The organism is Brachybacterium kimchii (genome assembly GCF_023373525.1).
Taxonomy (GTDB): domain Bacteria; phylum Actinomycetota; class Actinomycetes; order Actinomycetales; family Dermabacteraceae; genus Brachybacterium; species Brachybacterium kimchii.
The window spans coordinates 2,326,537-2,339,413 of record NZ_CP097218.1 but is presented as its reverse complement, the minus strand read 5'-3'; the positions used below and the strand labels follow the sequence as shown (position 1 = coordinate 2,339,413).

Below are 12,877 nucleotides of genomic sequence, written 5' to 3'. Positions count from 1 at the left end.
TCCTCGATCGTCGGGCATTCGCCGACGGTCACCCAAGCACCCTGCATTGATAGCGTCCAATAGCAGTCAGAGCGGAAGGCATGCACGCAACGTATGAATCCAGGTCGATCCTCGGAGTTCCGATGCGGGGGATGGACGACGTCCCGGGTGCTGCCTCACACGTCGGCGGCGAGCACCTCGAGAAAGGCGGAGAGCGCCGGCGTGCGCAGATGCTCCCGGCGGTGGAGGGCGACCACGGGACGCTGCACGTCAGAGGGCAGCCGCAGGCGACGCGTGCCCGTCGCCGGGGAGCTCTCGGCGAGATCCTCCGGGACGATGGTCAGGCCGTCGGCGGCGAGGGCGAGGGTCACCAGGGCGTCCCGCTGGGTCGTGGTGATCACGCGCGGAGGGGTGGTGCCCAGGCCGCGGAACACGGACTCGGTGACCTCGCGGATCGACGTCCCCTCGGGCAGGGTCACGAGCGTCCGCTCCGCGAGGTCGCGCGCGCTCAGGGTGCCCTGCGCGTGCGACGTGTCCGACGTGTCCAAGGCGCCGACCGTGGCCTGCGCGTCCGACGTGCCCGTCTCGCGCGGGACCACGGCGAGGAAGGTCTGCGGCCTCAGCTCGAGAGCCTCCAGGTCCGGCGGGACGTGGCCGGCGGCCGTGAGCGCGACGTCGGCCCGCCCGGTGCGCACCGACTCGACCAGCAGCTCGCGGTCCTCCTGCGCGAACACCTCGATCCGCACGTCCCGGTGCGCGCGATGGAACGCGCCCAGGTGCCTCGGCAGACGCGTCGCGACCAGCGAGGGCAGGCCGGCGGCGCGCAGCGTGCCGCTCAGCGCCCCGTCGGCCCCTGCCTCCTGGCGCCGGAGATCCTCGAGGTCCTGCAGGGTGCGGCGGGCCGTGTTCGCGACCCGTCGTCCCGCGTCGGTCAGCTGCATCTGCCGGCCGACGGGCAGGAACAGGCGCAGCCCGAGCGTCTCCTCGAGGCTGTGGATGCGCCGGGAGAGGGAGGGCTGCGAGATGCCCAGGACCTGCGCGGCGATGGTGAACGAGCCCTCGTCGGCGACGGCGAGCACCGCCTCCAGCTGGGGGAGGGTGAGGGCGCCGGGCCCGGTCACCGTCGCGTGCTCACGTCGTGCTCACTTCCGCCCGGTGCCGTCGACCGCGAACTCGTCGATCGCGGCGAGCTCCGAGTCGGTGAACTCGGCGCCGCGGGCGGCCTCGACGTTCTGCTCGAGCTGCGTGGTGGAGGAGGCGCCGACGAGCGCGGTCGCGACCTCGCGGTGGCGCAGCACCCAGGCGAGGGCCATCTGCGCGAGGCTCTGGCCGCGGGACTCGGCGATCTTCGCGAGGCCCCGCACGCGCTCCTGGTACGTCTCGTCCTCCGTCTGGGTGGCCGACAGGAACGGGGAAGCGCCGGCGGCGCGTGATCCCTGCGGCACACCCTTGAGGTACTTGCTGGTCAGCAGCCCCTGCTGCAGCGGCGAGAACACCGCGAGACCGATGCCCAGATCCGAGGCGGTCTCCAGCAGACCGTCCTCGACATGGCGGTTGAACATCGAATAGGAGGGCTGGTGGATGAGCAGCGGCACCCCGTGGCCCTCGAGGATGCGGGCGGCCTCGCGGGTGTGCTCGGGCGAGTAGTTCGAGATCCCGGCGTACAGCGCCTTGCCCGAGTGGACGGCGTGGGCGAGCGCGCCCATGGTCTCCTCGAGCGGGGTCTCGGGGTCCTCGCGGTGGTGGTAGAAGATGTCGACGTACTCCAGGCCCAGGCGGTCCAGGGACTGGTCGAGCGAGCTCAGCAGGTACTTGCGCGAGCCGCCGTCGCCGTAGGGGCCGTCCCACATGAGATAGCCGGCCTTGGTGGAGATGACGAGCTCGTCGCGGTGGCGGCCGAAGTCGCGGGCGAGGATCCGCCCCAGGTGGGACTCGGCGCTGCCGGGAGGCGGGCCGTAGTTGTTCGCCAGGTCGAAGTGGGTGATGCCCATGTCGAACGCGCGGCGCACGATCGCGGTCAGCGTGCCGGGGTCGCGGTCCTCGCCGAAGTTCTGCCAGAAGCCCAGCGAGATCGGCGGCAGGCGCAGGCCGGAGTCGCCGACCCGGCGGTAGTCGGTGCTCTCGTAGCGGTCGGGGGAGGGCGCGAAGGCCTCGTTGCTCATGGGGTCAAGCCTAGGCGAGCGCGCGCACCATGACCGCCATGCCCAGCCCCGGCACCTTGAGATCGGCGGCGTCGCCCGCGAAGGGCACCACCTCGCCGGTCTCGACGAAGCCGTGCCGGGCGTACCAGGCCTGCAGCTCCGGGCGGGACTCGAGGACCCGCAGGTGGAGGGAGGCGAGGCCCTCGTCGGCCCGGCGTCGCGCCTGCTCCTCCATGAGCGCGCCGCCCACGCCGCCGGCCTGCAGCGTCGGGTCGACCGCGAACAGGCCCAGCTCGGCGCTGTCGCCCTGCCGGTCGGTGTAGCAGCAGCCGACGAGTGCGCCGTCGCGCTCGGCGACCAGCAGCAGGTGGGTGTCGTCCGCGATCGCCGCGCGCACGTCCTCGGCGTCGGTGCGGGCGCCGCCGACGAGGTGCTCCTCGGTGGTCCAGCCGCCCTGGGTGCGGTAGGCGAGATTGACGACGCGGACGATCCCCTCGACGTCGGCGGGGGTCGCCTCGCGGATCGCGGGCGGTGCCGGGCGAGGGGCGGGTGCGGGCGTGGCGGCGGCGGTGGACACGGTGGTCTGGAGCTCCTGCGGGTGGGGTGCGGGCGGGGGGGGGCGTCGGTCGGCTGGCGGTCAGCCGGTGGCCGGCCGACGGCCGGCAGCTGGTCGGCCGGTGATTCGTGACCAGGTTCTCTCACGAGAACGGCTGGATCCTGTCATAGATCCTGGTCATGGTCGGGTTCTGCCCGGCGGATGCGGCCACCGGGCGCGCTCTGCAGATGCGGCCCGGCGGATTCGGGCCAGCGGGCGCGGCTGGCGGTCGGTGCGACGCGGGGACGCGGGCCGCTCACGGCACGATGCCCTCGCGGCGCAGGCCGTGGAGCAGGGCGTGGCCGTCGGCCCCCTGCACCCACACCACGGGGGAGTCGGCGGGCAGATCGGGGTGGCGGCGGGCGCGCAGGCCGCTGGAGAGCACCTGCTCGGGCTCGGTGAGCTCGCGGATCGCGACGGCGGCGACGTTCTCGGGATGCGCGCGGGCGAAGGCCGCGTAGATCGCCGGGTCGTGCTGCCCGTCGTCCCCGATGAGCAGCCAGCGGGCGTGCGGGAACTGCTCGACGAGCGTCTCCAGGGTGCGCTCCTTGTGAGCGCGGCCGGAGCGGAAGAAGCCGGTGTTCGTGGGCCCCCAGTCGGTGAGCAGCAGCGGGCCGTCGGGGTAGCCGTTCTTGTAGAGGAAGCGCTGGAGCACGGGGAACACGTTCCAGGCGCCCGTCGAGAGGTACACGAACGGGGCGGAGGTGCGGCAGCGCGCGATCCGCTGGTAGAGCATCGCCATGCCGGCGACGGCGCGGCGGGAGGTCTGCGGGATGACGAAGGCGTTCCAGAAGGCGAGCATCGGCCGCGGGAGCCAGGTGACCACCACGGTGTCGTCGATGTCGCTGACCACGCCGAACGCCTCGTCGGGGGAGTGGACGTGGACCTCGGCGGTCACGGTGTTCTCGGTCGTGGTCGCGATGCGGGCGATGTGCACGCCGGGCGGCAGGTCCGCGTCGAGCTCGACGTCCACGAGGCCCGAGCGGTCCGAGCGCACCGCGTACTCGCGCCCGTCGAGGTGGATGCGGACGTCCTGGTGCGGGGCGACCTGCGAGATGAAGCTGCGCCAGCCCCGCACCGCCATCGAGCGCATGTCCCACACGGGCTGGTCGTGGTAGTCGGAGGGGGCCGACGGCCGGGCCCACAGCACGCGCGCGATGATCCGCACGCGTCCGGGGGTGCCGAAGCCGGTGAACGGCTTGATCCGCAGCACCCAGCCCACGGTGTCGAGAACGCGGCTGACCACAGCGTTCTTGACGTTCTCGATCCGCGCCGACCAGTGCGGCTGCAGGCGCGCCTGCTGCGGGCCCGAGGGCTGAGGCGCGGGTGTCACACGCTGCGCGACATCTTGATCCAGGAGGAGCGCGGATCGTCCTCGACGACCTCCCAGCGGTCGCCCGTGTCGGCGAAGCCGAGCGCCTCGTAGGTCTTGCGGGCGCCGGTGTTCTCGGGGCCGACGTACAGGGTGACCGTGTCGGCGCCGTCCTCCTTGGCCCAGGAGCAGACGCTCTGGGCGAGCTTCTGAGCGATGCCGCCCTTGCGGGCCTCGGGCGTGACCCACATGGCCTGCAGCTCGCGCTCGTTCTCGGGCGAGTCCGCCTCGTGGCGGCTGGCGACCACGGCGACGGGCTGCTCGTTCTCGACGGCGAGGAACCAGGCGGCGGCCTCGATGCGCTCGCGCCAGGCGGAGTCGTCGTAGGTGCTCTCGTGCTCCCAGGTCTGGCCGAAGGCCTCGGGGTCGGTGCTCAGCGAACGAAGCCGGATCTCGCGGACGAGTGACCAGTCGTCCTCGCGTGCACGGATGATGTCGACCATGGTCTCCTCCGGTTCGTGGGTCAGCGTCGGGACGAGCGGTCCCGCGCTCACCCGTCAGGCATCCTACCTGCGCGGGGTGCGAGAACTGGAAGAGTCTCGACCCCAGGATCGCTCCCACCCTGCCATATCTCCGGATGGCCGCGCATGCGTCATCGTGCTGTCACAATAACGATGTGGCTGATTTCCGTGTCCTGACCGTGTGCACGGGGAACATGTGTCGTTCCCCCGCAGCGGCCGTCATCCTGCGGCAGGGGCTGGTCCAGGAGGGCCTGTCGGGCCGCATCGACGTGGGGTCGGCCGGCACCAGCTGGGACTCCGAGGGCATGCCGATGGACGACCGCACCGTGAAGGCCCTGGTGAGCGCTGGTTTCGAGGAGCCCTTCGACCACACCGCCCGCACGGTCCACCAGTCCGAGCTGGTCGAGTGGGACCTGGTGCTCGCGATGACCGCGGAGCACGCGGCGACGATGCGCCGCAAGGTCGACCAGATCCCCGAGGGCGAGCCCCGCCCGGATGTGCTGCTGTGGCGCCAGTTCGACCCCGTCGTCCCCGCGAACGCGCGCGAGGAGGACATGGCGGTGCCGGATCCCTGGTACGAGGGGCAGAAGGCCTTCGACCGCACGGTCCTGGGGATGATCCGCGCGATGCCCTCGCTCGTGCTCTACCTGCGGGTGCAGTTGGATGCCCTGGACAGCGCGAAGAAGCGTGCGGGCAAGAGCGAGGGACGGACGCCGACGCACCGCGCCTGAGACGTGCGGCGGGTGATCCGGCCTTGGTCGATGCCCGATTCAGTGCGCCCGATCCGATAGGCCGACGGCAGGTCGGCTCAGTGCCTGCGGTGGAACAGCTGGCGCAGGCCGGCGCGGGCGCTGTGGGTGCCGCTGCGGCGGCTCAGCCACGAGGCGGTGGTGAATCCTGCGGCGGTCAGGAAGGCGACGCCCAGGGTCGCCACGAATACCTGGCGGATGCGGTTCATGCCGCTCGCGTCCTCGCCGCCGATGGAGCTGAAGAGTTTCACCAGCGGGCCGCCGCCGTCGTCCTCCGTGGTGACGGTGGTGGGGCCGCTCGAGGTGGTGTCGTCCTCATCCATGGTCGCGGCGGCCTGGGTGGCGTCGCTCTGCTCATCGGACACCGGCTGGTCAGAGGTCTGCTGCGGCGTGTCCGAGGTCTTCTTGTCCTCGTCCTTGGCCTTCTCGGAGTCCTCGTCCTTCGTCGGCTTCTCCGACGTGTCCTTCTCCTCGGACTCCTCCGTGCTCTTCGACGACGAGTCGTCCGACGGCGCGCTCAGCTCGATCTCCTTCGAGCTATCGCGCGTGCTCGTGGCCGGCGGGACCTCGGAGGTCGTGGACGGGCTACTCGAGCCGCTGTCCGACGGTGTGGTCGACGTCGTGGTGGACGAGCTACTGGACGACGAACTGGAGGAAGACGAATCGCTGGAGGAGGGTGAACTGGGGACCTCTGACGTCGGTGACTCGGAGGACGTCGGAGGAGAGGAGTGTGACGGCGGGTTGTTTGTGTCCGTTCCGCCTTCCTCGGGAGCTTCCACCGTGAGAGTGGTTGTCTTCGACTTCACGCCCTTGGCGTCCGTGGCGAACACCGAGTACTTGCCATCGGCCTTCGGGGCAGTGAGGTCGCCGGTGAGCTCACCATTGCCGTCGACGGTGAGGTGGGCGCTGCTGTCGCTCTTACCCGCAATCGTGAGGGTGGCAGGTCCGCTGGCGGTGAAGTGCTCGCCGTGGGCATCGATCTTCGAGCTCGGGCTGACTGGATCTTGCGTCAGACTCAGAGTGGGGGTCACCTCGTCCTTAGATCCGGACACTGTGAAAGTGCCCGACGCGCTTTCACCATTCCGGTTCCCAGCATTGACCGTGAACTCCGTCCCTGGCTTAGCCTCCGGCGGGATCGTGAACTTGTAGGAAAACTCTTCGTTCTCGATATTGACCCTACGGTTCTTCGTCGCCCAGCTGCCGTCCGTAGCCTCCGCTCGGACCTTCACTTGCTTCGCAGTGGAGAAGCTCTCGCCGTGCACCGTGGCTTGCTCGCCGGGCCCTGCAGTATCAACGGTCAGACTCGGTGCATCCTGCGGTTCGCCGGGTGAGGTTTCTTCTTCGTTCTCGGCGGGGGTGTTGTTTGTCGGGTCTGGGGTACCACTCGGGCTCCCGGACGCGCTGGGGTCAGGGGGCGTTGCTGATTCAGTCGGATCTTCCCCTGCCTCCGCCGCGCGCTCAGAGCTGGTCGTCCGCGCCTGCTGGCGCTCGCTGGACGGCTGCGACTCCTTCCCCGCGTCAGTGGTGGAGGTGCCGGTGCGCTCTTGCGCCGTGTTGGTCGACTGCTGCTCCTCATCGCCGCTGTCGCTGCCGCCACCATCGCTCACGGCATCGCTCTTGTCGGCCGTCACGATGGCCGAGTGCGTACCCGTCAGGGGCGCTGCGACGGCAGGGGCCACCCCCACCCCGAGGGCGGCGAGTGCGACGACGGAGGCGGCGCGCAGATGGATGGCGCGGGCAGGGCGCCGTGCATCGCGTGCACTGCGTGCGGGTGTCGTGCGTCGCATGCGCCTCCTCTCCTCGCGTCACTCTGTGCGGCTCGCCGGTCGACGATCCGTCTTCGGATGGGGTTCCCACGTGGTGTGGGTCATTGCTCTGCGGAACGATACATGGCGAGGGCGAAGTCCGGGGCTTGCGTCGTCTTTGCAGGTCAGCAATGTTCGTGCCAACCAGACGGGCGGATTCGGTGGGTATGTGCGGGGAAGCTCCGTGTGCCCTTTGCCGACTCGTTACTGTTCCTTGGCCAACTACCACCCTGCCTCTTTCCCGGCGATCGCGCAATGGCGGTGTGCACGAGCGCTCATCGCGGGGAACGCCCTGGGAAGCGCATCCGAGCACCGGGGAGCCCCGGGGGAAGCAGGATGCGCAGTGACCGTCGCCCGGCAGGCGGGCGTCGGAAGTTGAAGACTCTACGGTAACCACAACCCGTTCCCGCGCGCACGCGCGTGGTGCCCGTGCGCGAGCGGCCCCACACACGCAGCGCCCGCCCCACGGTCGCGGGACGGGCGCTGCGCGGTGCTCCGTCGGCCCGGAGTCAGCCCTCCAGAGCGGTGTCGACGACCTGCTTCGCGGCCTCCTGGACCTCGGCGAGGTGGTCCTCGCCGCGGAAGGACTCGGCGTAGATCTTGTACACGTCCTCCGTGCCCGAGGGGCGCGCGGCGAACCACGAGCTCTCGGTGGAGACCTTGAGGCCGCCGATCGCGGAGCCGTCGGGCGCGACCGTCATCTTGTCGGTGATGGTCTCTCCGGCGAGGTCGGTCGCGCTCACCGCGTCGGGCGTGAGGCTCTTGAGCTTCGCCTTCTGCTCGCGGTTCGCCGGGGCGTCGATGCGGGCGTAGGCGCTCGCTCCGAACTCCTCGACGAGCTCGCCGTGCAGCTGGCTCGGGGTCTTCCCGGTGACGGCGAGGATCTCCGAGGCCAGCAGCGCCAGGATGATGCCGTCCTTGTCGGTCGTCCACACGCTGCCGTCGCGGCGCAGGAACGAGGCGCCCGCGCTCTCCTCGCCGCCGAAGCCCACCGAGGAGTCGATGAGGCCCGGCACGAAGTACTTGAAGCCCACCGGCACCTCGAACAGGTCACGCCCCAGCGAGGCCGTCACCTTGTCGATGAGCGAGGAGGAGACGATGGTCTTGCCGACCTTCGCGGACGTCGGCCAGTCCGGCCGATGGGAGAAGAGGTAGCGAATGGCGACCGCGAGGTAGTGGTTGGGGTTCATCAGCCCGCCGTCGGGCGTGACGATGCCGTGCCGGTCGGAGTCCGCGTCGTTGCCGGTGGCGATGTCGTAGCGGTCCTTGACCTCGAGCAGCGAGGCCATCGCCCACGGGCTCGAGCAGTCCATGCGGATCTTGCCGTCGCGGTCCAGGGTCATGAACGACCACTGCGGGTCGACGTTCGGGTTCACGACGTCGAGGTTCAGGTCGTGCATCTCGGCGATCATCGCCCAGTAGTCCACCGAGGCGCCGCCCAGCGGGTCCGCGCCGATGTGCACGCCCGCGCTGCGGATCGCATCGAGGTCCACCACGCTGGGCAGATCGTCGATGTAGTTCTTGAGGTAGTCGTAGCGCTCGGCGCGGGAATGGGCCTGCTGGCGCTCGATCCGGCGCACGCCGCTCAGGCCGCTCTTCAGCAGCTCGTTCGCGCGGTCGGCGATCCAGCCGGTCGCGTCCGAGCCCGCCGGTCCGCCGTGCGGCGGGTTGTACTTGAAGCCGCCGTCGCGCGGCGGGTTGTGGCTGGGGGTGACGACGATGCCGTCGGCCCGGGTCGCATCCTGGCCGCCCTTGCCGCGGTTGTGCACGAGGATCGCGTGCGAGACCGCGGGCGTCGGCGTATAGGCATCGCGCGAGTCGATGAGCACGGTGACGTCGTTGCCGCCGAGCACCTCGAGCGCGGTGTCGAAGGCCGGGGTGGACAGCGCATGCGTGTCCCGGCCGATGAACAGCGGGCCGCGGATCCCCTGCGCGGCCCGGTACTCCACGATCGCCTGCGTCGTCGCCGCGATGTGGTCCTCGTTGAACGCCGTGTCCAGCGACGAGCCGCGATGGCCGGAGGTGCCGAAGACGACCGCCTGATCGGGATCGCTCGCATCCGGATGCAGGTCGTAGTACGCGTCCAGGAGCTCTGCGACGTCGACAAGATCCTCCGGGCGGGCCTTCTGACCTGCTCGCTCATGCTGCGCCATGATCATCTCTCCCTCGATTGGTCCGATCGGCCCACTCTAGGAAGCGCGGCTGGGCGCCGCCGCCCGGGGCCCGGTGCGTGAGATGGGGCCTGTCCACGATCCCGGAAGGCTCCGGGACGGGACCCGGAGGGTTCCGGGGCGGATCCCGGAGGGTTCCCGGGAGGAGCCGTGGTCAGCGCAGCAGGCGGTCCATCCGACGGTCGCTCAGACGCCGACCGCCGGTCTGGCAGGTGGGGCAGTACTGCAGGGACCTTTCGGCGAAGGAGACCTCCGCGATCGTCGTCCCGCACCTGGGGCAGTCCTCCCCGGCCCTGCCGTGCACGCGCAGCAGCGACTTCTTCGCCCTCTTGATGCGGTCCAGCGGCAGGTCCCGCAGTCCCTGCGCGGAGCGGTCCAGCACCTCGCGCAGGGCCGCGTGCAGACGCTGCGCGGCCTCGCGGTCCAGGCCGTCGGCCGCGGCGAAGGGGGAGAGGCGCGCGGTGTGGAGGACCTCGTCGGACCAGGCGCTGCCGATGCCGGCCATCAGGGTCTGGTCGGTGAGGACCGTCTTCAGGTGCGCGTGGGTCCCGGCGCAGATGCCCCTGAACGCGGCCTCGTCGAGCGCATCGGCCTCCGGGCCCAGGCGGGCCAGGGTCTCCAGCTCCTCCGGGTTGGCGGAGGCCCACAGCGCGACGGCCTTGCGGGTGCCCTGCTCGGTGACGTCCAGGGCGGAGCCGTCGTCCCACACCATGCGCACCGCGAGAGGGCCCTTCCGCGGTCCCGGCGCACCCGCAGGGGCCTGCGCATGGTGCCGCAGCCAGCCCGCGCGCGCCAGATGCATGACCAGCGAGGTCCCCTCGAGATCCAGCAGGAGGTGCTTGCCGCGGCGGCTGACGCCGGTGAGCTCGCGGCCCGTGAGATCGGCCAGCGGCGGGTCCGCCGTCTTCAGCACGCTGATGGCGGCGACGTCCGCGCCGTGCAGACGACGCGAGGTGAGGAGTCGGTCGATCTGCGCGACGGCGGCGTCGAGCTCGGGCAGTTCCGGCATGCCCCCAGTATGGGGCGACGGGGTCGCGGGGGAGCGGGACTACGCGCGTGCGGAGGGGGCCGACGCGGCGGGCGCGTCGGACGCTCCGCTCCCGGCGGAGATCCGCCAGGGGCCCGTGCGCCCTCGGGCGAACAACGTGACGCCGAGCATCATCACCACCAGGAAGGCGATGCCGACGACCCCGCCCTCCAGACCGAACCCGCCGCCCGTCAACCACGACGGTCCCGCGAGCGGCTGGCGCATGAGGCCGTCCTGGAGGGCGAAGCCGCTGTCGGTGAAGCCGAGCGCCACCACCGCCGTGTTCCACAGCCAGCGCTGCCCGAATCCCCACCAGATGCGGCCCGTCCGCCAGCGCGCAAGGCCCGTGAGCAGGTTCGTGATGATCGCGCCCGCCACCGGCAGCACGCCCGTGTGCGGCGCGAAGGCGTAGGCGCCCGCTACCGCCACCGCCGTGATCACCCAGGCGCCCGAACGCCCGATCAGCACGCCGAGCCCCGTCATCAGCAGGGCGCGGAACGCGATCTCCTCGAGCAGGAACAGCACCAGGAAGTACACCGCGATCCCCGCTGCGGAGGCCCAGCCCCCGATCCACTCGGGGCCGTCCACGAGGCCGGTGAGGTCCATGACCCCGATGAGCACCAGCACGAAGGGGAGCGAGAAGCCGCAGCCGGCGAGGAACTCCGTCACGGCGCCGTGGCGGAGGGAGAGGCCGAGGGCGGTCCGTCGCCGATGAGCGGCCACGGCCCCGATGATGCCGAGGACGAGCGCGGGGATCAGCAGGCATGCGGTCCAGAGATCCTGAGTCGACATCATCGGTCTCATCTCTTCCTAGAGGGGTTCGGCCCTCTCCTGGGTGCGTGGGGTGCGGGAGACGTGCACCGTCCCGCGCGGGCCGCGCAGGCCGACGACGAGGACGGCGCCCGCGAGCACGTGCATCGCGAGCAGCGCCAGCAGGATGGGCCCGGAAGCGCCCATCACCACCGGGCCGAGCAGGGACAGCACGAGCACCACGAGCACGATGATCGTCCAGATCATCGGCCCGCGGGGCGAGGGCTCGAAGGCGATGCGCAGCACCCACGCGAGGATCCCGGGCACGAGCACCGCGGGGATGATCGCGCCGGGGCTGATGGACCAGCCGCCGGCGTGCAGGTCGAGCCCGGCGATCGGGGTCGCGACCACCCACACCAGGATCGCCGCGAGCGCGGCGAGCACGAGCGTGGCGATCGCCCGTGAGGCGCGCGGCGTGTCCACGGGCCCGCGCCGCGACCCGGCGGACCGGGAGGTCTCGCGCGAGGCCGCGTTGCGGGAAGGCGGATTCGCTCCGTCCGCGGTGGACGAAGCAGCGCCGGAGCGGGAAGCACCGGGCCGACGGGATTCGCCGGGCCGGGAGGCGCCGGTGCGGGAGGTGCCCGACGGGGCGGCGGAACGAGATGCGTCATGCCGGGAGGCGGTGCGCTTGGCCGTCTGGGGCCGTGAGCCGGTGGGGCTGGGGGACTCGTGGGCCTCGTGAGGATCACCGGAGTCGTTCGAATCGCGGGGGTCCTGCGCTGCGGCGTCGTCCGGGCGGGGCGCTCCCGGCCAGGACGAGCGGGGCCGGGGCTCGACGGGCGGGATCCCTCCGGGCCATGACGACTCGGGCTGATGCGGGCTCGCGTCGGTCGCCTCGGGCTGAGGCGGGTTCGCGTCGGTCGACTCGGTCGTGTCCGGCTGCGACGGGCTGGCCCCCGATGCCTCCGGCTGAGGCGGGTTCGGATCCGATGCGTTGGGCTCGGGGGAGGTGGGCTGCGAGGACGGCATGCGCATCACGCCCGACGCGAGCGCACCATCAGGACGATCCCCACGATCGTGAGGACCAGGCCGATCAGCCCGAGGAACAGCCCCAGCACGATGCCGCCGAAGAACGGCACCACGAAGCCCCACACGTTGATCGGTCCCACATACATCGCGTCGGCCGAGCTCGTGCCGGTGCAGGAGACGGTCACCGTCGTGTCCGAGGTCGCGAGGATCCCCGAGCGCTGCTCGTAGGAGGTGCCGTTGGGGAAGGTGACGGACTGGCCGCCGCCGGTGTCCGTCTGCACGGAGGAGTCCCCGGGGCTCGACGACGTGCACTCGGCGGTCCCCGAGTCGTCGCTCGGGACGTACACGAGGATCATGTCGAACTCGTCCAGCGGGACCTCGGCCTTGCCGTCGGTGATGGCGTTGCCGTCCGCGTCGATCGCCGAGACGACGTTCCGCACGCTGATGATCGGGCCGATGATCGCCAGGGCGAGCGCGACGACGATGAGCACGATGCCCAGGATGAGCGGAAGCTTCCCGCGACGACGCGTCGGCGCGGCCGCTCCCGCGGGGCCCGTCGGCCCGCCGGATCCCGCAGGCCCGTACGCCGGGCCCGAGGGGCCGGCCGGACCGCCACCGGGGCCCGTCGAACCTCCACCGGGTCCGGCAGGACCGCCCGCGGAGCCCGCCGGACCGCCGGCGGAGCCGCGCTGCCCCTTCGGAGGGAGCACATAGCCCGTCGGACCCGACGGCGCCGAGACGCCTGCCGGGCCACTCGCATCGGCGGACGGCGCACCAGATGACGTGCCTGCGGAGGAC

12 protein-coding genes are annotated in these 12,877 nt (G+C 71.4%); 1 reads left to right on the top strand and 11 read right to left on the bottom strand.

Translation table 11 applies throughout. The features are described from left to right. Nucleotides 1–155: 155 nt before the first annotated feature. The 5 genes from M4486_RS10925 to M4486_RS10905 form a co-directional block, all read right to left on the bottom strand. Nucleotides 156–1,100 carry a LysR family transcriptional regulator gene (locus M4486_RS10925; protein WP_249477188.1) on the bottom strand — a complete coding sequence of 315 codons (945 nt, stop codon included), beginning with the start codon at nucleotides 1,098–1,100 and terminating at the stop codon, nucleotides 156–158. A gap of 21 nt (nucleotides 1,101–1,121) precedes the next feature. Continuing rightward, a complete protein-coding gene (locus tag M4486_RS10920) occupies nucleotides 1,122–2,141 on the bottom strand; it encodes an aldo/keto reductase (protein ID WP_249477187.1) in 1,020 nt (339 codons plus the stop codon). Between the two features lie 10 nt (nucleotides 2,142–2,151). Beyond that, a complete protein-coding gene (locus M4486_RS10915; protein ID WP_249477186.1) occupies nucleotides 2,152–2,697 on the bottom strand; it encodes a GNAT family N-acetyltransferase in 546 nt (181 codons plus the stop codon). Between the two features lie 274 nt (nucleotides 2,698–2,971). Next, nucleotides 2,972–4,048, bottom strand: a complete 1,077-nt coding sequence (locus M4486_RS10910; RefSeq protein ID WP_249477185.1) for an App1 family protein phosphatidate phosphatase — start codon at nucleotides 4,046–4,048, stop codon at nucleotides 2,972–2,974. After that, complete coding sequence (locus M4486_RS10905) at nucleotides 4,045–4,581, bottom strand: GNAT family N-acetyltransferase (protein ID WP_249477184.1); 537 nt, start codon at nucleotides 4,579–4,581, stop codon at nucleotides 4,045–4,047. Before M4486_RS10905 ends, M4486_RS10910 begins: the two co-directional genes overlap by 4 nt. A gap of 122 nt (nucleotides 4,582–4,703) precedes the next feature. Between M4486_RS10905 and M4486_RS10900 the strand changes: the two genes are divergently transcribed. Beyond that, the gene (locus tag M4486_RS10900; RefSeq protein WP_249477183.1) at nucleotides 4,704–5,279 is read left to right on the top strand and encodes an arsenate reductase/protein-tyrosine-phosphatase family protein; all 576 of its coding nucleotides are present in this window, start codon (nucleotides 4,704–4,706) and stop codon (nucleotides 5,277–5,279) included. Nucleotides 5,280–5,356: 77 nt separating this feature from the next. Here the strand turns inward: M4486_RS10900 and M4486_RS10895 are convergent, their stop codons facing one another. From M4486_RS10895 to M4486_RS10870, 6 genes are all read right to left on the bottom strand, one after another. Continuing rightward, the gene (locus M4486_RS10895; RefSeq protein ID WP_249477182.1) at nucleotides 5,357–7,084 is read right to left on the bottom strand and encodes a prolipoprotein diacylglyceryl transferase; all 1,728 of its coding nucleotides are present in this window, start codon (nucleotides 7,082–7,084) and stop codon (nucleotides 5,357–5,359) included. Between the two features lie 527 nt (nucleotides 7,085–7,611). Further along, nucleotides 7,612–9,255 (bottom strand): phosphoglucomutase (alpha-D-glucose-1,6-bisphosphate-dependent), encoded by a 1,644-nt coding sequence (pgm, locus tag M4486_RS10890; protein ID WP_249477181.1) that lies wholly within the window; start codon nucleotides 9,253–9,255, stop codon nucleotides 7,612–7,614. A gap of 172 nt (nucleotides 9,256–9,427) precedes the next feature. Continuing rightward, nucleotides 9,428–10,282 (bottom strand): Fpg/Nei family DNA glycosylase, encoded by an 855-nt coding sequence (locus M4486_RS10885; protein ID WP_249477180.1) that lies wholly within the window; start codon nucleotides 10,280–10,282, stop codon nucleotides 9,428–9,430. 39 nt (nucleotides 10,283–10,321) lie between these two features. Continuing rightward, on the bottom strand, nucleotides 10,322–11,095 hold the full coding sequence (locus M4486_RS10880) for a CPBP family intramembrane glutamic endopeptidase (protein ID WP_249477179.1): 774 nt from the start codon (nucleotides 11,093–11,095) through the stop codon (nucleotides 10,322–10,324). Between the two features lie 15 nt (nucleotides 11,096–11,110). Further along, nucleotides 11,111–11,533, bottom strand: a complete 423-nt coding sequence (locus tag M4486_RS10875; protein WP_249477178.1) for a DUF6069 family protein — start codon at nucleotides 11,531–11,533, stop codon at nucleotides 11,111–11,113. Nucleotides 11,534–12,084: 551 nt separating this feature from the next. Beyond that, nucleotides 12,085–12,570 (bottom strand): hypothetical protein, encoded by a 486-nt coding sequence (locus tag M4486_RS10870; RefSeq protein WP_249477177.1) that lies wholly within the window; start codon nucleotides 12,568–12,570, stop codon nucleotides 12,085–12,087. Nucleotides 12,571–12,877: the final 307 nt, after the last annotated feature.